Source organism: Cohnella ginsengisoli (assembly GCF_029525555.1).
Lineage (GTDB): Bacteria > Bacillota > Bacilli > Paenibacillales > Paenibacillaceae > Cohnella > Cohnella ginsengisoli.
In genome coordinates, this window is record NZ_JAPDHZ010000003.1 from 488411 (window position 1) to 510066 (window position 21656).

Sequence of the window (21656 nt, forward strand, 5' to 3'; positions counted from 1 at the left end):
TAGGAGGAGGCGGCTAGCCTCCGTCCTCTCACACCACCGTACATGCGGGTCCGCATACGGCGGTTCCAAAAGGTTAACAAGGCTCCTTGTAACGAGTAAGCAGACTTTTCAGCCCTTTTGCCTCCCAGTAGGAGGTCGGAAGGGCGTTGTTTATGTTCCGGGACATTTCCCAAGGGCCGCGCCGGGAGTTGGCCATGACATAACAGGCCCACTCCCGTACATTCAGCGCTCTTAGTTCGCGGATGCGCGTTCGCACTCGCTTCCATTGCTTCCACAGGCACATGCGCAGCCGTCTACGAATCCAGCCATCGAATTGCTCGAGGTGTTTCTTCGCAGCAGCCATCCGGAAGTAGCCCAGCCACCCCATCGTATAGCGGTTTAGCCGGTTTATCCGTTCCTCCATTGGCATAGACTTCGTACGGTTCGTCAGTTCCCGGACCTTGTCCTTGAACCGAGAAATCGTCTTTGGTGCCAATCGAATCGTCGCTTGCCGGTTGTTCATGAAGCTAAATCCTAGAAACTTTCGCTCCCGCGGTCTGGCTACCGCACTCTTTTCCCGGTTCACTTTCAGTCTTAGCTTTCCTTCTACAAAGCGAACCACCGACCCCATGACGCGTTCTCCGGCGCGTTTGCTGGCTACGAAGATGTTGCAATCGTCCGCATAGCGGACGAAGTGCAGTCCTCTGCGCGTTAACTCCTTGTCCAGGTCGTCCAACAGGATGTTTGCCAGTAGTGGACTAAGCGGTCCGCCTTGCGGCGTCCCTTCCTCCGTTCGCTGGCAAACCCCGTTCTCCATGACGCCGGCATTCAGATAGGCGCGAACCAGCTTCAGGACGCGTTGGTCCGTCACCTTACGTGCCACTCTGGCCATGAGCATGTCGTGGTTCACCCGGTCAAAGAACTTCTCCAGGTCCATGTCTACGACCCAGCGCAGTCCGCTCTGGATGTAGGATTGAGCCTGCCGCACCGCATCGTGCGCACGCTTGCCTGGCCGAAAGCCGTAGCTGCTTGGAGAGAATTCGGCATCGAAAATCGGATTCATCACTTGCAGAAGCGCTTGCTGTAGCAGTCGGTCCATCACGGTCGGGATGCCAAGCAGCCGTACGCCGCCTCCGGGTTTGGGGATTTCCACCCGTCTGACGGGCGCAGGTCTGTAGGTTCCCGCGAGGAGTTCGGTCTTCACCGACTCCCAGTGCGTTTTCAGGTAAGCTTGTAGCTGCGCTACCGTTACACCGTCCACACCGGGCGCTCCTCCGTTTTGGACCACTCGCTTGTACGCGTCCCTCAGGTTTGCGCCCTCGAGCATCCGCTCCAGCAAGTCGTTACTGGCTTTGCGAGAGGAAGGGGCGACTTGTGCCGGCGATGAACTCGGCGCTCCTGCATACCCTTGCGGCTTCACCGCTTCTCTTTGCAGCAAGCTCCCTTGCGGGATATTCGGCTGTCGTTGCTCATCGCGCGAACGCATCGGTTTCCTCTCTCCTTTCGGTTCGGCCCTTCCGCAGCTGTTGCAACAGTCTGCGTACTATGGCCTCTGCTGACTCCTGCGGGTTCAGCGCAACCTCCCGGTTGCGGTTACGAAATGACTTCGCTTTTTTTTTTTTTTTTCATCCCGCAGGCCTCCCCAGATAAGAACGCCATCTGTCTGCCCGCGACCACTGGAGTTTACAGGGTTAGCCCTTGGCGGCTTTGGATTTCGTTGTGTGTTGACAACTCATCCGGCTAACCCTGCCTCGAATCCAGTTCGTATACCTTGGCCCGTGCATTTGCCTCCGGCTTCCTTCAGATTCCGCCTCGCGACGGACACCCTTGCCCTTGGCTACGGTAGGCGCTCGCCAGCCCCCGTTCGGGACTTTCACCCTAAAGATGACGCCCATGCTGGGCGTACAATAAAAAAAGGATTGCCTATTCGGCAATCCTTTGTCATGTCGCTGTGGTGGCGGAGAGAGAGGGATTCGAACCCTCGCACCACTTGCGCAGTCTAACCCCTTAGCAGAGGGTCCCCTTGAGCCACTTGGGTATCTCTCCATGTTGGCTCCCCGAACAGGACTCGAACCTGTGACAACTCGATTAACAGTCGAGTGCTCTACCAACTGAGCTATCAGGGAACGTTTTCTTCAAAAGCGACATTGATTAATTTATCATATGTCCTCTAAGGAGTCAAGCACCGTCCCAAACTTTTTTATAATTAATTTTGAGCCACCTGTCCTGCATACGAAGCGGCCTGCTCCGGCGCGGCTTCTTCGAGTCGCAGCTTGCCTCTGCACCGGCCGCACACGTACTTGCGGGGATCGGTCTTGCGCTTGCGCGGGTACGACATGCCGCAGGCGCGGCACACCAGATGATAACGGACCGGCAAACTGCGGCGCGCGCCCGGAAGCGCTTGACAGTAAAGCGTGGCGCCAACCTGTGCGAGCAGCGTCTTGAACTCGGCGTCGCGGTGCTTATAGCCGCGCCCGAGCAGGTGCAGGTGGTAGTGGCACAGTTCGTGCTTAATGATGCGCTCCGTCTCTTCCGCTCCGTTGATCTGGAGCTGATGCGGGCTGATCTCTATATTATGGCTTTTCGTAAAATAACGGCCTCCGGTCGTCCTCAGCCTGCCGTTGAACGCGGCCTTGTGCAGGAAGGGCCTGCCGAACCATTGAAGAGACAACGCCTCCACCCACTGCTGCAATTCCCGGTTGTCCATTTACGGAGCCTGCCTTCCTAACTATGCCTTGTTCTACTTGAATTGTAGCCTCGGGTTGGGCTACACTGTCAAGTAGAATTTGCCGAGGGGAGACCATCTGACTCATGCCCGACATGACCCATGTATTGCTTCAGCGCGCCGACGGCAGCCTCCTGTTCGTCGAGATGCCCGCGTCTCACGCTTATCAGCTTAGCGCGCTGAACCTTAGACTGCACAAAGAGCTGTCCAAGCTGACGGCGGACAACGTCCCGGCGCTGCCGAGAGCCGTCGCGGAAGTCGGCAGCCTGGAGCTAATGGAAGGCGCGGCCGAACGAATCGGCGGCATGGACTACGTCAACGAGCTCGAAGCGACGTTCGCCGCCGTACGCGAAGGCGAGTACCCGCTCGTCTCGCTGCTGACCGAGATTCGGGCGCTGCAGGCGCAGCTCGAGCAGTGGTACGAGGAAGAAGGCCTCCTCTAGTCGCCGACGTTCGACGCCAAGCCCAACTTTTGCCCACGTTCCGTCAGTCGGACCTGCACGGTTCGCCTCGCCTCTCCATAAGGTATTAGTACAGCATGACAGTGGAGGAGGACGACGGCTATGCCGCAATGGCTGTGCAATCAGATGATGAGGGCTTACCAGAAGAAGGACCGCCGCCAGATCAAGATGCTGAACGACTGCTGGTTCTTTTATTACCGACAGCCCGCCAAGGATGCGGCCGCAGGCCCTCGTCCCTAACCGACCGTCCCGGTTTGAATCATACGATCTATAATTATTGACAGCCGCCCCGAATGCGGACGCAGCAAGCTGCGCCGCATTCGGGGCGGCTGTCTGTCCTGCGCGGGTCGAAGGCGTTAAGCCTCCGCCGGCCCTTTCATCGTCAAGCTGACGCGGCCCTTCTTCAGGTCCGCGCTCATGACCCACACTTTGACCGTGTCGCCGACGGCGACCACTTCCGTCGGATGCTTCACGAACCGGTTGCTGATCTGCGAAATATGCACGAGACCGTCGTTCTTAATGCCGATGTCGACGAAGGCGCCGAAGTCGACGACGTTGCGGACCGTGCCGGTCAGCTCCATCCCTGGCTTCAGGTCCTCGATATCGAGGACGTCCGTATGAAAAATCGGCGCCGGCAGCTCGTCCCGCGGGTCGCGTCCCGGGCGCTGGAGACTGTCGACAATGTCGCGCAGCGTCGGCACGCCGACGCCCAGCTCTGCCGCCGTCTCCGCGACGTTCACGCCGCGCAGGCGCTCCTTGACTTCGTCTGTGCCGATCCGGTCGAGCTTCAGTCCGAGCGCCTTGAACAGCTTGTCCACGACGCCGTACGATTCGGGATGGATCGGCGTGCGGTCGAGCGGATGCGCGCCGTCCGAGATGCGCAGGAAGCCCGCGCATTGTTCGAACGCCTTCGCGCCGAGCCGGGGCACCTTTTGCAGCTGCTTGCGGTCGGTAAACTTCCCGTTCTCTTCCCGCGCCTTGACGATGTTCTTCGCCAGCGTGGCGTTGATGCCCGATACGTACGAGAGCAGCGACGGCGATGCCGTGTTGACGTCTACGCCGACATGGTTGACCGCCGACTCCACGACGCCGCCGAGGCTCTCGTCGAGCCGCTTCTGCGACACGTCGTGCTGGTACTGTCCGACGCCGATCGCCTTGGGCTCGATCTTCACGAGCTCCGCGAGCGGATCCTGGAGCCGGCGCGCGATCGACACCGCGCTGCGCTCGGCGACGTCGAGATCGGGGAACTCCTCCTGCGCGAGCTTGGAAGCCGAATACACGCTGGCGCCCGCCTCGTTCACGATGAGGTACTGCAGCCCGCGCTCAGGCATACCCTTGATCACCGACACGACGAATTGCTCCGTCTCGCGCGAAGCCGTGCCGTTGCCGACGACGATGAGCGTCACGCCGTACTGCCCGATCAGCCTGCGGAACAACGCCTCGGCCTCCGCCTTTTTGTTGTGCGGCGGCGTCGGATAGGACACGGCGACTTCGAGCAGCTTGCCCGTATCGTCGACGACGGCCAGCTTGCACCCGGTCCGGTAGGCAGGATCGACGCCGAGCACGACCTGCCCTTTGACGGGCGGTTGGAGCAGCAGATTGCGCAGGTTTTCGGAGAAGATGGAGATCGCATGCTCCTCCGCCTTCTCCGTCAGCTCGCCGCGCAGCTCGCGCTCGATCGATGGCGCGATCAGCCGTTTGTAGGCGTCCTCCGCCGCCGCGGCGAGCGCGTCGCGTGCCGGAGACGGGCCGCGCAGCGTCCGCCTGTGCAGCTCGGCTACGACGCGCTCCGACGGCACCTCAATGCCCACGCCGAGCACGTCCTCCCGCTCGCCGCGGTTGATCGCGAGCACCCGGTGCGGAGGCAGCCGCTTGACCGGCTCGCTGTATTTGTAGTACATCTCGTATACTGATTCGGCCTCGGCATTTTTGGCCTTGCACTGCAGCACGCCTTGGTCCCAGGTAAAACGGCGCACCCACTTGCGGATGTCGGCGTCGTCCGCGATGCCTTCGGCCACGATATCCATCGCGCCCTGGATCGCTTCTTCCGCGCTGCCGACGCCCTTGTCGCCGTCAATATACCGGGCAGCTTCGCGCAGCAGATCGCCCTGCCGAGGCTGCGACAGCAGCCAGTTCGCCAGAGGCTCTAGCCCTCGCTCCTTGGCCACGCTCGCCCGCGTCTTGCGCTTTTGCCTGTAGGGTCTGTACAGGTCTTCGAGCTCCTGCAGCTTCGCCGCGGCGCCGATCGCCTTCGACAGCTCCGGGGTCAGCTTGCCCTGCTCGTCGATCAGGCGAAGCACCTCGCCCTTGCGTTCCTCGAGCTGCTTCAGGTAGCCGCGGCGCTCCTCGATGGCCCGAAGGACGTTCTCGTCAAGCTCGCCGGTCATCTCCTTGCGATAGCGGGCGATGAACGGGATCGTGTTGCCCTCGTCGAGCAGTCCCGCCACCGTGCGCACCTGCGCAGGCTTCAAGCTAAGCTCGGATGCGATCTGCGCGATCATGCGCTCCGCCGCAAGCTTCGCGTCCGGCAATGTCGCTTCATTCATGGTACGTCGGCTCCCTCTGGTCAAGTCTTTTCCCATCATAACAAAAGACGCTTCCGTCAGGAAGCGTCCGCAGGGTCGGCGTCAAGCGCGAGCTCGGGCCGGTCGTTGTCGGGGCAGCGCAGCGCGGCAAGAGCGAATCCGACCATATCCTCGATCAGCCGCTCCGCGTCGGGCACGGGCTCCGACAGCACCGGATCGAAGAAGCTGAATTCGCGCCTGTACGTGATCCCGCCCCAGAGATAAAGAAAGGCGTTGTCGAGCGAGCGGTAATGAAACACGCCGCGCAGCTTGCCCTCGGCGAGCAGCGACCGGATCTTCTCCCAAATCGGCGTCAAATACTCCCGAATGAAATCGCGCCTGCAAGTCTCGTTGCCGATCTCGTTCTGGATCACGCGGACGAGATCGGGATCCTCGAGCTGGAACTTCACGATCTCCCGAATGACCACCTTCAGTCCCGCGATCGGCTCCAGCGGCGCCGCGATCGTCTCCCGAACGAGCTCTTTCGGGAAAAATTCGTCCAGCAGCGCTTCGAAAAGCTTGTCTTTGCCTTGAAAATAATAGGACACGAGCGCGGGATTCGTATCCGATTCGACGCCAAGCGCCCGAACCGTCGTCCCGTCAAAGCCCTGCCGCGCGAACAGCCGCTTGGCGGCCAGCAAAATGCGCATCCTTGCATCTAGCTCGTAGGTACTCATGATTCCTCCCACGCCGAAAATACTTTAGTGCTTCACCGCATTATCTCTATTATGCAGCAAAGAACCTGCGCGAAGCAAGCATGCGTTTGTCGAATTAGTGGTATATTTTGTGCAAAAAAAAAGAACGGTCCCTTCTTCGAGAAGGAACCGCTCTTAAAAATCGATCAGACCGACGCTGATGAGCAGCGCCTCGTCTACCTTTCGCATCATTTCCTCGTCCAAATGCGTGATCTTGTCCGTGAGCCGCTGCTTGTCGATCGTGCGGATCTGCTCGAGCAGCACGACCGAGTCGCGCTCCATCCCGTGCTCCTTGGCCTCGATCTCCACATGCGTCGGAAGCTTCGCCTTTTGGATCTGCGCCGTGATCGCCGCAACGATGACCGTCGGACTGAACCGGTTGCCGATATCGTTCTGTATGACGAGCACAGGGCGTACGCCGCCCTGCTCGGACCCGACGACAGGCGACAGGTCCGCGTAGAACACATCCCCGCGTTTGACGATCAATCGCTACACCCCGCTCACGAGCCGTCCGAGCGTGCTCTCGGCGTCTTCCTCGGCATGGAACGCCTCGGATGCCATGTTCAGGTTAATCTTGGCCATCTCCAGGTATCCCCGCTGCATCGCGTCGCGGATCAAGCGTTTTTTTTCTGTCGACCAGATACTGCTTCATCGCCTGGCGGACGACTTCGCTGCGATTGGAATTCTCGTTCGCCGCGACATAATCCACCTCGCGCAGCAGATGATCGGGAAGACTGATCATAATCCGCTTCGTATTGTGCAAATTGGCCACCGAACACGCACCCCCAAAAATGTCCATGCTGCAATAATTCCCAGTATCTCGTTCGCTGAAAGGAAATATACGAATATCATACCATTCGCGCCGTCCGCGCGTCATTCCTGCTTGACGGCATAAAAATGTCGAACGCATCGAAGGGCCGCTACCGCTGCAATATCGGGTTGGCCACGCCGACGACCTTGCCGCCGCTGAAGTACACCCGGGGCACGCGGGCCGCGATCATGCAGGTCACTTCATAATTAATCGTGCCCAGCTTGTCGGCGAGCTCCTCGACCGGCAGCACCGCATCGCCCTGGCGGCCGAACAAGACGACTTCCTCGTCGGGCGCCCAAGGGGCTCCGCGGCGCCGGAAGGTCCTTCGTCCAGCCGCACCATGCACTGGTCCATGCAGATCGAGCCGACGACGGGATGACGCCGGCCTCTTACAAGCGCCTCTGCCTTGCCGGACAGCATCCGGCTGAAGCCGTCGGCGTAGCCGATCGGCAGCGTGCCGATCGATTCGCGCTTCTCCGTGAAGTATCTCGTGCCGTAGCTGATGCCCTCTCCGGCCGCCAGCGTCTTGACGTGCGCGAGTCGCGTGCGCAGCGACATGACCGGCGTGAGCGCAATCTCGTCGTGCCGGACTTCCCCGCTCGGATAAAGGCCGTACATGCCGATGCCCAGGCGCAGCATGCCGCCTACCTGCGGAGGCAGATCGATGCCCGCGGCGGTATTGCCCGCATGCACGATCTCCACTGGCAGTCCCGCCCGCCGGACATAATCGACGACCGAGGCGAAGCGCTCGGCCTGCATCGTCGTGTAGCTCTTGTCGCTCTCGTCCGCTCGCGCATAGTGGGTATACATGCCTTCGACAGCCAGTTGCGGCAGCTTGAAGGCCCTCTCCAAAAAACGCTCGGCGGCCGGACCCGGCAAAATCCCGAGCCTGCCCATGCCGGAATCGATTTTCACGTGCGCTTTGAGCTTCGTCCCGTTTACGGGCATACGTTCGATCGCATCGAGTTGATCCTCGCGATACAGCGTCACGGCAATGCCGCGCTCGCGAGCGATCTGAAAAGCGTCGGACGGCGTCAGCCCGAGCACGAGCGCGGGTGTATCGATGCCCGCATCGCGCAGCTGCAGCGCTTCGTCCAGAAAGGCGACGCCGAGATAGTCCGCGCCGGCCTCTGCTGCCGTTCGCGCGGTCCAAACCGCGCCATGGCCGTATGCATTGGCCTTCACCGAGGCGAGCAGTCTCGTGCCCGGCGCGAGGCGCGACTTGAACGCGGTCACGTTGGCGCGCAGCGCGTCAAGCGAGATCGCGGCAACCGTCGGCCTGTAATATCCTTCCACGTACGTCACCTACTTCTGCCAGAAAACAGTTTGCTTCCTGAATAAGGTAATGTTACCGGGCGAGGACCTTACTGTCAACGCAAGAGAGGCAGCCAATGCTTGGCTATCCGTCTCTCGGATGCCAAAAAGCCGGTCTTAGGACCGGCTTTGGGCGGTAAATGAGAAATTAATGAGAGAAGGCTTTACTTGCCGGATTGATCCACGAGCGCCTGGGCGACGCGGACCATCTCCTCATGCGGCAGATCGACCGTCGTCAGGCGGTAGTCCACGCCGTCGTACGTCCAAGACAGCGACTGCGTATCGTCCTCGGTCAGGAAGCCGACGGTGAAGCCGAGGTCGAGCGCCTTGGTCTGCGCCAGCGTCGAGACGGCGCGGTCCTTGGACTGCGACTCGATAATCGAAAAATCGTAGGTGCCGCTGTAGCGCAGCATGACGCCTTGCTCGCCATCGCCGAGCTGCACGTCGAAAGGCGCTTCCACTTGCGTCACGCCTTGCGGCAGCAGGAGCGGATCGGGCTCGATCGCGGCCATTTCGACGACCGGTTCGGCGGCTTTGCCGTCCGTTCCGACCGCCGGATCGACGGTCGCCGGGTCTGCGGCCGTACCGTCTTTGCCGCTCGCGTCCGGCGAAGCGCCATCCGGCACCGCGCCGGTCGTGCTGGCTCCACCCTTTGGCGTCGCGAGGTTCTGCTGCATGTCGAACGCGGACTTGTCGAACTTTTTGCCGAATTCGAAGCTGTCGAACTTCACGTCCACGAGCACGTTCGAGTTCGTGTCCGTCACTTCTACGAGTTGCGGCGAATAATCGCTCTTGTCCAGCCAGATCTTCTGGCGGGCGAACGAGCCGTTCTGATAATTGCCGGCCATCACGTTAAAGACGTAAGAATCCTTCTCCGCCGCGAATTGGCGCGAGTTGTCGACGGCGATGCTGTGCAGAAGCGTCTGCAGCAGATAGACTTGGCCCTGGTTGTCCGGCCAGTCGCTCTGGAAACGGTAGCTCTTATTCAGGCTCGGCGTCAGGACGAACACGCCGTCGTCGTTGCGAAGCACGATCTGCGTCACGTCGCGGCTCGCGCTCGTCAGCGCGACGCGGTAATAGTTAGGCTTTTGGTACCACACCTCAACTTTGTAAGCCTGCGGCTGCTGCCCGGTATGCAGCGTCATGACGCCGCTTCCCTGGTAGCTGTCCATCTTGTCCGACAACTTGGTCAGATCCTTCACGACCGAATCGGCGTTCTTGCCCGCGCCGCATCCCGACAGCAACGTCGCGACGAGCACCAGGGCAGCCGCGATCCACGGCAGCTTGCGAAGCATCACATCAACCCCTCTTCGATTGGTTAGTCCATGCTTCATTCCTATGAGGGGACTTGACCAAATATGCGGACGAGATTGACGAGCCGCAGACGGGACGATCGATAGGGCATTTCTACTATAAAATGGACAAACTATTCGGACGAACGGCGGCTAACTTCGCTACGCATGCGATCGATCAGCTTCGCGACCGTCATTTCCCTCGCATCCCTGTTGCCCCGGCGCTTCCTCGGTGAACATGAACAGCTCGAGCTCCTTGCCGAGCTTGCGATGATCCCGCTTCTTGGCTACCTCCAGCAGGCGCAGATGCTCAAGCAGATCGGCTTCCTTGGGAAACGAAGTGTCGAAAATGCGCTGCAGCATTTAGTTTTAAGCGTCGCCCCGCCAGTACGCGCTCGTCACGCTCATCAGCTTGAACGCTTTGATGCGCCCGGTCGACGGCAGATGGGGCCCGGCACAAATCGGCGAATTCGCCTTGCTCGTAGACCGTGATGACGGCGTCGGACGGCAGATTCCGGATCAACGCCAGCTTGAGCGGATCCGCGGCCATCTCGCGTTCGATGTCGGCCGGATCGTTTGCGCCATCAAGTGCGCCGTGCTGCTTTGAACGCAAAGACGTACAGCTCCTCAAAGGGACGAGTGCGTTCAAGCTCGGGGTTCCACCTTAATTCGACCTGCGCGAACACGCATCGGCACCAAACCGACCCATGACGGGCGAAGTCCTCATCGGTATCCGGTAACGGGGATAAGACGGTATCGCTTACTGACGCGGCGACGCGAACGGCTCACGGGTTCGACGCTACGGCCGCAAAGGGGTAATCCGCTTCCGGTCTCCGCAGAGGCTCGCACCTTGCCCTCTTTCTCTGTTCCGGTCCACGAAGGGGAGCGTGTCTTCGGTCGTCGCCTGAAAAGATGAATTGCTTGGGACATATTATTGTGCGGAGGATGTCTCGGATCAACAGCCGTCCCGCCCTTCCCCCCAGCGCCGCCGCGTGCAGCCCGATCCGCTTGAGCAGCTCGGCGAGCGCGCGTTTTTCGTCCGGCGAGGCGACGGACAAATTGCGCGAGATCATCGCCGCATGCTTGGGGAAAATATCGTCGAACAAGGCGCGGCCTTCATCCGTCAGTACGGCGTTGGAAGTTCTGCGATCCTCCTGGCTCTGCCGGCGCTCGACGTAGCCCTTTTTCTCAAGCTTGTCGATGACATACGTGATGCTGCCGCTCGGGATCGACAGCCGTTCGCTGATCTTCTGGATCGGCTGCGGCCCTTTGTTGTACAGCAGCTCCAGAATCATGAAGTTGTCGGGACTGAGCCCATGGCTCTCGATATCCCGTCCGACGTTGCTGAAGATCGCGCGCGAGGCGCGTGACCATATGCGGAACAACCGAAGATCGTCTGCCGTCCCGTCGTCCATCGGCTCTAATGGCTCCATCGTTACCCCTCCTTCCGTTCGTTGAACTTCTTAGGGAAATCCTATTATTAGGATAATTGAAAGTCAAGCCGCGGAGCGAACTTCAGCATGCGCGCGTCGCGTCGAAAGCAAGCGAACGCAAAAAAGAGCAGTGACGATAAATCGTCGCTGCTCTTGAACTTTAGAGGTGGTAGGCCCTGTGGGGATCGAACCCACGACCCGTTGATTAAGAGTCAACTGCTCTGCCAGCTGAGCTAAGGACCTGTAAAGAACTCTTATAATATAACACAGCCAGGACAAGGATGCCAAGCCTTTTTTTAAAAAAATTCTTTTTGCGAGCCCGCTCCCCTTGCTCAACCCTTTGCCAAACGTGAGGGCGACCTTCCGCTAGCTGCTTTGTATAATCGCTTCTTTTTCTAATATGGTGAATAAACTATGAAGAACTAGCTTATCCGGTCGAAGGAAGTTTTTATAATAGTTGTAGTTATTCTCTTTCATGGCATACATGAGGTCTTTATCGCTTGCTAATTTCACCGTTTGTTCCACGCAATCATCGGCATTTATGAATTCCAAATAATTTTGACGAGGCTTAAAATCTCCCGGAACCGCGTATCTCAACCGTTCGGAAACAATGGCCTTGCTTGCCGCAACGTATTCGCCTAATTTCCACCCGTTCGATTCCCACAAGCCCATCGTAGAAATGCAAATATCCGAACTTTTAACCAAACGCATAAAGTTCATTCGGCTTGTTACAGACTCGTCTAAGAGACAGTCGGCATAGTTCTTCCTCGCATATTCCCGGGAGGAAAATCCCCCCGACAAAGCTCTCGCCAAACTCCCTGCGTAATTTTCGTATGCATTCCGCTCGCATGTCATCCATGTACCTCGTTTCTTCGGCGTTAAGCCGTTCGCCTTCGCCGCTCCATGTGCGAGTGGCAAACAAGATTTTAGGGGGAAGCGTTGCTGGGTTTTGGCGTGTCTTCAAATTTTTCGACATAAAAGTGCTGAGAATAATTGTTGCCGAATCGTTCCTTTATGTACCACTTTATGCGATGGGCTAGATTAGCCTCATAAGGCTTATCAAGAATATTATTTTTCATCGTTACATGATAATTCAATCCCAATGGATAAATACGCGAACCGAAATCATATCGATTATTGTATTCTTCATTATAACTTCTTTTGAAATAGAAGGCTGTTTTCCTCGCATACGCCTGAACTTCGCCCAAGTCAAAATTATACCCGTCCGCCATATCATACAACACGTTGATTTTATCGTTAACGATGACTTCAACAATTCCTGTGAAGGGATGATTACGGGAACGATTAATTTCCAGATCGATAATCCCCTGTTCTTTTAGCATTAAAAACCCGGTTATAATTTGGCTTATGTGTCCTTCGCCTTTGTTTGCGGATATGTTGATCCTGCACTTCAGTTTGTTCACGACATTCTCAACTCCCCGAGAATTACGCCGCTTCTTACGCGACCGGTGCGTCATGACGACTACGATTACAATTACGATTAGGCCGTGCTCTTCGCTCCAGTTCCTCGCCCTGATAAAAAAAAGAGAACGGTGCGAAAAAATCGCCGCCGTTCTCGTCGTTTACGGGATGGTAGGCCCTGTGGGGATCGAACCCACGACCCGTTGATTAAGAGTCAACTGCTCTGCCAGCTGAGCTAAGGACCTGTAAAGAACTTTTATAATATAGCACGTTGCCCCTCCCCAAAGCAAGTCCAAATTCAAAAAAAAATTTCGGCTGCCGGACAGGGACCCTTTACGTCGACGCGGAAGGCCGGTAAGCGGCCGTCGCCGGGAATATGTTATGATACGTTTAATTCCTGTCATCTCCTATATAAAGCGAGTGGTAACGTTCATGGCGACGATCCTTACGGTCGAACATTTGACGAAAAGCTACGGGGACAAAGTCCTCTTTGAAGACATCTCCTTCGGCATCGAGGAAGGCGACAAAATCGGCATCATCGGCGTAAACGGAACCGGCAAGTCCAGCTTGCTGAAGGCGGTCGCGGGCATCGAGCCTGCGGACGCGGGCCGAATCAGCGCGGCCGGACGCACGCGCATCCGCATGCTCGCGCAGGATCCGGTCTTCGCGCCCGGCGAGACCGCGCTCTCGCATGTGCTGGGCGGCGATTCGCCGCAGCTCGCCGCGCTGCGCGCATACGGCGCTGCGCTCGAAGCGCTGAATCGCGAGCCTGAACGGGCCGGATTGCAGGAGAAGCTGATCGCGGCCAGCCAGAAAATGGACGAGCTGGACGCCTGGACGATGGAGACCGACGCCAAGACCGCGCTGGCGCGCCTCGGCATTACCAGCTTCGAGAAGCCCGTCGACGCGATGTCCGGCGGTCAACGCAAGCGCGTCGCGATGGCCGCGGCTCTCCTGCAGCCGTCCGACCTGCTCATCTTGGACGAGCCGACCAACCATATCGACAACGAATCGGTCGCTTGGCTGGAGAGCATGCTGCAGAAGCGCCGCGGCGCCCTGCTCATGGTCACGCACGACCGCTACTTCCTGGATCGGGTGAGCAACCGCATCCTGGAGCTCGACCGCGGGCGCGCTTTCTTCTATGAAGCGAACTACAGCCGCTTCCTGGAGCTGAAGCTCGAGCGCGAGGAACGCGAGGCCGCTTCCGAAGCGAAGCGCAAAAACCTGCTGCGCAACGAGCTGGCCTGGATCCGCCGCGGCGCCCAAGCCCGCTCCACGAAGCAGAAGGCGCGCATCGACCGGTTCGAGGCGCTGAAGGCCAGCGCGCCTAAAGCGGCGGGCGGCAAGCTCGATATCTCCATCGCCTCCTCCCGGCTCGGCCGCAAGATCGTGGAGCTTGAGGAAGTGACCAAGCGCTACGGCGACAGCACGCTTATCGACGGATTCAGTTATACGGCCGTACCGGAGGACCGGGTCGGCATCGTCGGCCGCAACGGCAGCGGCAAATCGACGCTGCTCAAGCTGATCGCGGGCCGGCTGCAGCCGGATGGCGGCGCGGTGGAGCTCGGCGACACCGTCCGGATCGGCTGGTTTTCCCAGGAGCACGAGGAAATGGACGAGAACCTGCGGGTGATCGAATATATCCGCGAAGGCGCGGAGCAGATCACGACGGCGGAGGGCGAGCAAATCTCGGCCGCGCAGATGCTGGAACGGTTCCTGTTCCCGCCCTCGGCCCAGTGGACGCAAATCTCCCGGCTGTCCGGCGGGGAAAAGCGACGGCTGCAACTGCTGCGCGTGCTGACCGAGGCGCCGAACGTGCTGCTGCTCGACGAGCCGACCAACGACCTGGATATCGCGACGCTGTCGGTGCTGGAGGATTATCTGGACGACTTCCCCGGCGTCGTGTTCGTCGTCTCGCACGATCGCTACTTCCTCGACCGGACGGTCGACCGGATATTCGGATTCGAGGGCGGCGGCGTCATCCGGCAGCATACCGGCAATTACTCGGACTATCAGGCCTATGCGGAAAAGCAGCAGGCGCTCGAGGCCGCGGCGCAGTCTCCCTCGACGACAAAGAAGCCGGCGGCACCCGATTCGCCAGCTTCGGCTTCAGGCGGCGCTGCCGACGCGCGCGCGAGCGGCAAGGCGCTCAAGATGTCTTATAAGGACCAAAAGGACTACGAGCAAATCGACGGTTGGATCGCCGAAGCCGAGGCGCGCATGACCGATCTGGGCAATCAAATGGAAGCCGCCGCGAGCGACTCTTACCGGCTGCAGCAGCTCACGACGGAACTGGCCGCACAGGAGGCGAAGCTGGACGGCCTGCTCGAGCGCTGGACGGAGCTGAACGAGCTCGCCGAGGCGATCGCCGCGCAGAAGAAAAACTGAGGGGTTAGGGAAAAGGATGCGCAAGTGGACCGGCGATCGCATGATCGCCGGTCCTCTCCGTAGTACGCAATGAACAGCGTTAAGTCAACTCGACTTTAACCGCTGCATCAGCACTCGTTCGGATCCCCGCTAACCAAGCCCTGACCGATTTTCCGACCATCTCTTCGGTGAAATCGGGCTTGGCTTCGACTCCGTCCACAAGCAGCTTCGCATCCTTGAATAGAGAAATATTTATCGGATACTCACTTTCAATGCCGCGATACGCCCCCGACACCTGAATGAACTTGCGGGCCGCATCGACCTTTTTGACGACGCCTTGAATGTCGGGGTCACGGGTGCAGCACTCGACGACTTCCAATTCCAATGGAAATTCCTCGCCCGCAATTCGGTAGATTGCAGCCCTGACTGCGGAGAGCTCCGCATCGCCGAGCTTCCTCTCCACATCCCCATAGCTCCGGATTTGTATCGCCATCCGCCCGTTTACCACGTCTCCGCTTAACGGCATCACGCCCAGTCCGTCCATGAACGCGTCGTGATGCTCGAAGACGTCCTCCATCCATTGCGCCAGTCGCTCGTCGGGCGACTCCTCCTCTTCGGCCTTTTCGTAATGCACGCGCACGGTTAGCGGGAATCCGCCCGCCGCAATGCTGGCGCCAAGCGGCAGGCTGACGGATCTGAGTGGGACATAAAGCGTGCCGTCGTTCATCGAAGAGGGCTGGTTTAAAAGATATATCTCGCCGTTAAAGACGAATGTGGACGCGCCGGCCGCAATCGAGGCGGTAGAGCCGTCTAACGTCGCGGTCGCGATACTCTTGCCGTCGTCCCACTTCACTTGCCCGCCGAGCGCGGCGAAAAAAGCGCGGAAGGGCACGACGGTCTGCCCTTGCCGGATCTTCGCATAGATCTCGACGCCTGCTTCTTCGCCTACGGTCACGATCAGCTTGACCGGAGTCTCGGCTTTTGACCCTGCGGTTGCGATACCTGCTGCGTGCGCGGGAAAAGCCCCAGTCCGCGTGAATCCAGGCAACGACAATAGCAGCGCCGCCATAATCAGTAAATACGCTCTTTTTCTCGTCATCGCCATCCTCCAGCCGCCGAGTTTATTTTATTAGCATAAATGGAATTTTCAAGTAAAACAACCTCCCATTCTTTCGATAAATTTCAGCATGCCATAGATAAATCGACTCGCCTGCCGCACGCTTCTCATGCGCCAGACGGTTCACAAAACTGCATGCAGACGGTAAAATAAAGCTATATTTGGAAGGAGCGGAAACTCGGATGACGATTCGAACGATACTGCCGTTCGGCGATGAGCTGCTGCGGAAAAAGGCGAAGCCTGCCGACGGCATCACGCCGCGCATCGAAAAGCTGTTGGACGACATGGCCGAGACGCTGTACGCGACGGACGGGCGGGCGGGACTCGCCGCGCCGCAGATCGGCATTTTGCGACGGGTGATCGTCATGGACTGCGGCGACGGGCTGATCGAGCTGGTGAACCCGGAGATCTTGGAGATGAAAGGTGAACAGGTAGGGGCCGAAGCGTGCCTGTCCTTTCCGGGCTACGCAGGCATCGTGAAGCGGGCGAACGAGATTACGATCACGACGCTGAACCGGCAGGGAGAGACCGAGACGATCCATGCCGAGGGCTTTCTGGCCCGCTGCATCCAGCATGAGATCGACCACCTCGACGGCATCCTCTTCATCGATCACGTTCATGGCGCCACTTTGTACCACGAGGAAAACGGGGACAAAATCTCGATCCATCAAGTGAGGAAAATCGCCGGTCCGGCGCCCTCGAACCGTTAGTCGCTTTTAACGCATTCCATTCCAAGTCTTTAAAGGGGAATACCCGTCTAATTGCCAACAAGTTCGGAAATAGGCTCGGCCGGTTCGCCGGCCTTGGAGCGGGGAACTGCGGCGAAAATGCGAAGGTCGCGCATGGTAAGAATCAGCTGCAACCCTTCTGCTTCCGCGACGCGCAGGTGCTTCGCGGCATGATTCGGGTGCCCTCTGAGCGTTTGCAAAGAATCGCCTAAAACAAGCGAAACGGGATGAAGCAGCGTTGTAAGTCTGCCTCATCTCGTTTTCGTGTAGTCGAAGCTGTTCCTAGCTAGGAATTAGTTTGGGAAGCCCATGCGCCCTGTACCGAAATCGTTCCTATCGAGGAACGCTCTCGCGAACCTGATGCGCCAGCAACGTAGTTGTTCCTATCTAGGAACACTTTAGCGAACCTGATGCGCCAGCAACGTAGTTGTTCCTACCTAAGAACATTTTAGCGAACCCCATGCGCCCTCAACCGAAATCGCTCCTATCCAGAAACGCTCTCGCGAGCCTGATCCGCCTGCACCGAAATCGTATCTATCTAGGACGGCCACCGCGCTAGAATCCGATCGGGTCGGCTGCGTCAGGCGCTCCCTCGCCCAGTCCTGCGCCCTGCGCGACGAAGCGCCCCCGCAGCCTTCCGACGTCGTCCTCGCGGGAGGATGCGTCGGTACGGCCCGCGATCGCGGCGGCCGTCCCCGCTGCCTGACCCATGGCGAAGCAGTTCGGCATGACGCGAAGCGAGCCTTGGACGACGCGGTCGGCCGACGCCGCGCGGCCCGGCACCCAGACGTTGTCGAGCCCTTGCGGGAGCAAGCAGCGATACGGCACGCTGTGGGACCGCCCGGCGGCAGGTGCCGGATACCGATGCGGCCCTTGCTCGTCGCCATGTGCACGTCGATCAAGTAAGCGTTTCTCGCGATATCGTCGGGGAAGCTCCGCATTTCCAAAAAGTCCTCGGCTTCCAGCATGTAATCGCCGACGATCCGACGCGTCTCGCGAATGCCTGCCTGCTTCGCCGAGGCGACGAGATGCGCGCCCTCGAACCCCGGTACGTATTTCCGCAAAAACCGCAGTTGCGTCTGCACGTTCTTCCTCCCCTCGATCGCGCCTCGCGTAAGGTCCTCGGCCTTGGTGCCGTCGATGCCGTACACATGGCCGAGTTGACGCCGACGAGTTCGTTCGACGCCCAGGCGAAGCCCGACACCTCCTAGCGGCCTTCCGGCAGGTCGCCGTTGCTTTGCGCGAGCGTCACCAGCTTGCCGACCTGGCCGCTATCTCCGCTCTCCTCGAGATAAGCGTCGAACCGGCGCTTGTCGACGCCGCCAAGCAGCAGATAACACATCGTGCCCGGCTGCAGCTCGCCCTGCTCGCCGCCCTTCTGGAGAAAAGCCAGGAAAGCCAGAAAAGCCGGCAAAGCCGCGTACGGACAAACGGGCCGACTGAAATCGCCGTAATCGGCGCTAACGCTTCAAAAGGCCGTACCTCCGTCATTCGAATGACGAAGATACGGCCTTCCTTTTATATAGATGCCTGCCCGGTTAGTTCGGCAGCTTGATCTCAACCTCGCGGCGCTGATCAGCGGAACGAAGCACGCCGTCGATGATCGCCTGCTGGATCAGGATCTCCTCCGCCGGGATTGGAGCCGGACGGCCGTCGCGCACCGCTTCGGCGAAGTCCCGGACCTTCTCGTCGAACAGATTAAGCGAATGCCCGATCAGCGGCACGGCCGTCGAGGTGTGGCCGCCGAAGTCGTCGTGATACATCGTCATGCTGCCGATCGCGCCGTCCCAGACGCCGGACCACGGACCGGTGCCCGCCGGCGTCACCTTGAGGCCGGCATCGGTGCCAAGGAACATCGTGGCGCCCAGCGTATCCATGTGCATCGCCCAGGAGATTTTGAACTGGAGCACGAGGTCGTTGTCGAACCGGACCATCGCCACGCCGAAGTCTTCGACTTCGAACTTGGCGGCTTCCGGATGATACAACGGATTCGTGCCGAAATGGTTCGACGTGAACGCCGATACCGATACCGGACGCGGATAACCGAGCGTGTTCAACGCCATGTCGAGCGAGTAGCAGCCGATGTCCGCCATCGCGCCGGCGCCTGCGAGCGCCTTGCTGATGAACGTGCCGCCCGGCATGCCGCGACGGCGTCCGCCGCCCGTTTCCGCATAATAAACGTTGCCGAGGCGTCCGGATTGGATGATGTCCTGCAGCAGCTTCATGTTCGGATCGTAGCGCGGCTGGAATCCGATCGACAGCATGCCGTCGTGGGACTTCACCGTCTGCACCATGTCCAGCGCTTCTTCAAGCGTAACCGACATCGGTTTTTCCAGCAGCACCTTCTTGCCTGCGCGCACCGCGTCGACGCTCGTACGGTGATGGGAAGCGTTCGGGGTGCAGATGCTGACCGCGTCGAGGTCGTGCGCGAGAAGCTCGGTGTGGCTGTCGTACGCGCCCGCCCCGACGAGTCCTTCGCGTTCGGCGAACTCGCGCGCCCTCCCCGGCATTACGTCTGCGACCGCCACGATGTCTACGTACGGCAGCTTGCGATAAGCCATGACGTGGTAACGCGCGATGCCGCCCGTTCCGATAATGCCGACTTTAACTCTTTTTTCGCTCATGATGATCCTTCTCCTCTTCCGGTGCGCCTGGCTGCCTGATGCCGTGCAAACGGCGATAAGCCGAAGGCGTCATGCCGAATTTATGTTTGAATACCGGGTATAGATAGTTCGGATTGCCGTACCCATGACCGGCCGCGATCGCCTCGACCGGGCTGGACGAGCTGAGCAGCTCCTCCGCAATCCGCTGCAGCCGGACATGCTCCACCCAGTCGCGGAACGCGGTCCCGCCCTCGCTCCGGAAGATCCGCTGCAGCTGGCGCGGGCTGACCTGCACCCGCTCGGCGACCTCGTCGAGCGAGATCGGCCGGGCCGCGTTGTCCTCGATGTACTGGACCGCGAGCCTGAAGCGATGGTCGTTCATGTCGCGCGCGGGAATGCTGCCGGCTGCCTCCGGCGCAGCGTGCGCGCGGGCGGCGCGCAGCAGAATCTGCACGATGTGCTGCTTAAGCGTCGTATAGAAGCCGACCGGCTGGTCCTCCCAGGCCCGATAAGCGTCCAAAAACGCGTTCATCCCGTGATAGCGGTCGAGCGCGGGCACGGCGGGCATCGTCTGCAAAATGGCCAGGCACTCGTCCGCCTCCCTCCGCTCGAGAGGATCCCCCCACTCCGCATCCGCTCCGGCGTCGTTCACTCTCAAGATTTCGCAGTGAAGGCACAGCTCGTACATGCCCTCTTCCGGGCCCGAGATCTGCTCGTGCACGACGTCGGGACCGGTGAGATAGAACAAGCCTTCCTGGAGCGGGTAGGTCGCGTCTCCGACGACCAACGTTCCCTTGCCCTTCGGAATAAAATGAAATTCATACTCCGAATGCTTGTGCGCCGCAATGACTTGACCCGGGGCGAAACTCGTCAGATGGCAGCGCAGCACCCGAATGCCGAGGCCGCCCCACCGGAACCGAAGGTCAAGCCGGTCCAGCGCGTCCCAGCGGCGCTTCATGCGGGCAAAGGCGAACGGCGGCTCGCCATTCCGGCGATCGGCCTGCGGCGCTTCGGTCCGGTTCGGGGCTTGGCCGCTCATCGGCGATTAGCCCTGCAGGTCGGACAAGCGCACGGATTTGCCTTCGGCGGCCGAACGGTTCGCGGCTTCCATGAGACGTGTCAGATCGAGCGCGAACGCGATATTTTCAGTCGCCTCGGTGCCCGATTCGATATGGCCGACCCATTGCTCGAACGCGAACGGCAGCCGGTCGCCTACCGGCACCTCCGTCCAAGCCTTTTCCGTATCCTGGTTGCTTCGCACCAGAATCTTCTCCTCCGGGAATCCGTACAGCAGCGTGCCGTCGGTACCGTGGAGCTCGATCGAGAACGGCGAGTGGCTGTTCACGAAGCCGGCTTCCGCGATGCCGACCGCGCCGTTCGGATAAGAGAAGACGGCAACGGCGTTATCCTCCACCTCGCGGCCGCTGACGAAGCCGAAGGTAGCGCTTACGGACTCGGGCAGACCGAGGAATTTACGTACTAAATATACCGGGTGGCAGCCCAGGTCGATAAGCGCGCCGCCGCCGCATTGTTCCTTCGAGTAGAAATGCGCAGGCAGCCAGTTCGCGGTCGAGCCGTTGTGCGACAGCCTTACGCGCGCCAGCGTCAGTTGGCCCAGCTTGCCGGAGGCGATCACTTCCAGGATGGATTGCGTATAATCTTCATAGAGACGGGGCAGGGATACCGCCAATTTAACGCCGGCATCGCGGACGGCGGCTGCGATCTCGCTTGCTTCGGACACGGTCGGGGCCACGACTTTTTCGGTGAAAATATGCTTGCCCGCAAGTGCCGCCTTTACCATGACGTCCCTGTGCATATTCGTCGGCGCGTCAACGACGACGGCGTCGATATCGTCGCGCGCGAGCAGTTCATCCAGATTCGCGATAAATGGAACGCCGTACTTGGCGGCCTTCTCCGCGCCCCGATCGGGCAGTTCGTCCCAAATCGCGGCAATTTCCGTATTCGGATGGCTTAGCACCTGCTTCGTGTAATCCTCTGCGTGTACGTGCCAGTAGCTTAACATGCCGATTCGAATCATTTTGACTGCCCTCTCCCTTCAAATATACGACACTACCACAAGATAGCATGGACCAACATCCGATTTAAATGCAATTTCGTGTCATGAAGACTATAATTATGCGACAT

The 21656-nt window shown here is 59.5% G+C and carries 21 protein-coding genes, 4 tRNA genes and 3 pseudogenes; 4 read left to right on the forward strand and 24 right to left on the reverse strand.

Features of this window, described 5'->3' with window-relative positions; genetic code table 11:
• Positions 1-73: 73 nt before the first annotated feature.
• The 4 genes from ltrA to OMP38_RS13365 all read right to left on the reverse strand — a co-directional run bounded on the left by ltrA (position 74) and on the right by OMP38_RS13365 (position 2686).
• Complete coding sequence (ltrA, locus tag OMP38_RS13350) at positions 74-1465, reverse strand: group II intron reverse transcriptase/maturase (protein WP_277564517.1); 1392 nt, start codon at positions 1463-1465, stop codon at positions 74-76.
• Between the two features lie 469 nt (positions 1466-1934).
• Positions 1935-2025: transfer RNA gene (locus OMP38_RS13355), tRNA-Ser, on the reverse strand.
• A 4-nt stretch (positions 2026-2029) separates the two neighbouring features.
• Positions 2030-2105, reverse strand: a tRNA-Asn gene (locus OMP38_RS13360).
• An 80-nt stretch (positions 2106-2185) separates the two neighbouring features.
• Positions 2186-2686 (reverse strand): SprT family protein, encoded by a 501-nt coding sequence (locus tag OMP38_RS13365; RefSeq protein ID WP_277565600.1) that lies wholly within the window; start codon positions 2684-2686, stop codon positions 2186-2188.
• A 104-nt stretch (positions 2687-2790) separates the two neighbouring features.
• Here OMP38_RS13365 and OMP38_RS13370 point away from each other — a divergent pair, with 104 nt between their 5' ends.
• Positions 2791-3147 carry a hydrolase/acyltransferase gene (locus OMP38_RS13370; protein WP_277565601.1) on the forward strand — a complete coding sequence of 119 codons (357 nt, stop codon included), beginning with the start codon at positions 2791-2793 and terminating at the stop codon, positions 3145-3147.
• A gap of 120 nt (positions 3148-3267) precedes the next feature.
• Positions 3268-3405, forward strand: a complete 138-nt coding sequence (gene cmpA / locus OMP38_RS13375; protein ID WP_277565602.1) for a cortex morphogenetic protein CmpA — start codon at positions 3268-3270, stop codon at positions 3403-3405.
• A 116-nt stretch (positions 3406-3521) separates the two neighbouring features.
• On the opposite strand, the gene OMP38_RS13380 is transcribed toward cmpA, so the two are convergent.
• The 13 genes and pseudogenes from OMP38_RS13380 to OMP38_RS13435 form a co-directional block, all read right to left on the reverse strand.
• Positions 3522-5711 carry a Tex family protein gene (locus OMP38_RS13380; RefSeq protein WP_277565603.1) on the reverse strand — a complete coding sequence of 730 codons (2190 nt, stop codon included), beginning with the start codon at positions 5709-5711 and terminating at the stop codon, positions 3522-3524.
• A gap of 56 nt (positions 5712-5767) precedes the next feature.
• Positions 5768-6406, reverse strand: coding sequence for a TetR/AcrR family transcriptional regulator (locus tag OMP38_RS13385; protein WP_277565604.1), 639 nt, complete (start codon positions 6404-6406; stop codon positions 5768-5770).
• A 153-nt stretch (positions 6407-6559) separates the two neighbouring features.
• On the reverse strand, positions 6560-6910 hold the full coding sequence (locus tag OMP38_RS13390) for a type II toxin-antitoxin system PemK/MazF family toxin (protein WP_090114400.1): 351 nt from the start codon (positions 6908-6910) through the stop codon (positions 6560-6562).
• 3 nt (positions 6911-6913) lie between these two features.
• Positions 6914-7196 (reverse strand): annotated as a pseudogene (locus tag OMP38_RS13395) (CopG family ribbon-helix-helix protein).
• 148 nt (positions 7197-7344) lie between these two features.
• Entirely contained in the window at positions 7345-7509 is a 165-nt protein-coding gene (locus OMP38_RS34680) for an alanine racemase C-terminal domain-containing protein (RefSeq protein ID WP_338130506.1), read from the reverse strand.
• On the reverse strand, positions 7431-8531 hold the full coding sequence (alr, locus tag OMP38_RS13400; protein ID WP_338130507.1) for an alanine racemase: 1101 nt from the start codon (positions 8529-8531) through the stop codon (positions 7431-7433). The genes OMP38_RS34680 and alr overlap by 79 nt, the downstream gene beginning before the upstream one ends.
• A 182-nt stretch (positions 8532-8713) precedes the next feature.
• A complete protein-coding gene (locus tag OMP38_RS13405; RefSeq protein ID WP_277566807.1) occupies positions 8714-9844 on the reverse strand; it encodes a LolA family protein in 1131 nt (376 codons plus the stop codon).
• Between the two features lie 213 nt (positions 9845-10057).
• Positions 10058-10382, reverse strand: a pseudogene (locus OMP38_RS13410) (threonine--tRNA ligase); the annotation flags it as partial.
• Between the two features lie 244 nt (positions 10383-10626).
• A complete protein-coding gene (locus tag OMP38_RS13415) occupies positions 10627-11274 on the reverse strand; it encodes a MarR family winged helix-turn-helix transcriptional regulator (RefSeq protein WP_277565605.1) in 648 nt (215 codons plus the stop codon).
• Positions 11275-11441: 167 nt separating this feature from the next.
• A tRNA-Lys gene (locus OMP38_RS13420) sits at positions 11442-11517 on the reverse strand.
• 123 nt (positions 11518-11640) lie between these two features.
• Positions 11641-12129, reverse strand: coding sequence for a hypothetical protein (locus OMP38_RS13425; protein WP_277565606.1), 489 nt, complete (start codon positions 12127-12129; stop codon positions 11641-11643).
• A gap of 71 nt (positions 12130-12200) precedes the next feature.
• Positions 12201-12698, reverse strand: a complete 498-nt coding sequence (locus tag OMP38_RS13430) for a hypothetical protein (protein ID WP_277565607.1) — start codon at positions 12696-12698, stop codon at positions 12201-12203.
• A 167-nt stretch (positions 12699-12865) separates the two neighbouring features.
• Positions 12866-12941: transfer RNA gene (locus OMP38_RS13435), tRNA-Lys, on the reverse strand.
• A gap of 187 nt (positions 12942-13128) precedes the next feature.
• On the opposite strand from OMP38_RS13435, the gene OMP38_RS13440 reads away from it, so the two are divergent.
• Entirely contained in the window at positions 13129-15084 is a 1956-nt protein-coding gene (locus tag OMP38_RS13440) for an ABC-F family ATP-binding cassette domain-containing protein (RefSeq protein ID WP_277565608.1), read from the forward strand.
• Between the two features lie 79 nt (positions 15085-15163).
• Here the strand turns inward: OMP38_RS13440 and OMP38_RS13445 are convergent, their stop codons facing one another.
• The gene (locus tag OMP38_RS13445; protein WP_277565609.1) at positions 15164-16162 is read right to left on the reverse strand and encodes a stalk domain-containing protein; all 999 of its coding nucleotides are present in this window, start codon (positions 16160-16162) and stop codon (positions 15164-15166) included.
• 200 nt (positions 16163-16362) lie between these two features.
• Here OMP38_RS13445 and def point away from each other — a divergent pair, with 200 nt between their 5' ends.
• Positions 16363-16890 (forward strand): peptide deformylase, encoded by a 528-nt coding sequence (gene def, locus OMP38_RS13450; protein WP_277565610.1) that lies wholly within the window; start codon positions 16363-16365, stop codon positions 16888-16890.
• Between the two features lie 573 nt (positions 16891-17463).
• Here def and OMP38_RS34685 read toward each other — a convergent pair.
• From OMP38_RS34685 to OMP38_RS13470, 6 genes and pseudogenes are all read right to left on the reverse strand, one after another.
• Entirely contained in the window at positions 17464-17736 is a 273-nt protein-coding gene (locus tag OMP38_RS34685; RefSeq protein WP_338130508.1) for an FAD-dependent oxidoreductase, read from the reverse strand.
• Between the two features lie 104 nt (positions 17737-17840).
• Positions 17841-18059 (reverse strand): annotated as a pseudogene (locus OMP38_RS34690) (FAD-dependent oxidoreductase); the annotation flags it as partial.
• A 56-nt stretch (positions 18060-18115) separates the two neighbouring features.
• The gene (locus OMP38_RS34695) at positions 18116-18322 is read right to left on the reverse strand and encodes a hypothetical protein (protein WP_338130509.1); all 207 of its coding nucleotides are present in this window, start codon (positions 18320-18322) and stop codon (positions 18116-18118) included.
• Between the two features lie 124 nt (positions 18323-18446).
• Positions 18447-19532: a Gfo/Idh/MocA family protein gene (locus tag OMP38_RS13460; protein WP_277565611.1), complete on the reverse strand. Its 1086-nt coding sequence runs from the start codon at positions 19530-19532 to the stop codon at positions 18447-18449.
• Positions 19513-20550: an AraC family transcriptional regulator gene (locus tag OMP38_RS13465; RefSeq protein ID WP_277565612.1), complete on the reverse strand. Its 1038-nt coding sequence runs from the start codon at positions 20548-20550 to the stop codon at positions 19513-19515. Before OMP38_RS13465 ends, OMP38_RS13460 begins: the two co-directional genes overlap by 20 nt.
• 6 nt (positions 20551-20556) lie before the next feature.
• Complete coding sequence (locus OMP38_RS13470; protein WP_277565613.1) at positions 20557-21549, reverse strand: Gfo/Idh/MocA family protein; 993 nt, start codon at positions 21547-21549, stop codon at positions 20557-20559.
• Positions 21550-21656 lie beyond the last annotated feature (107 nt).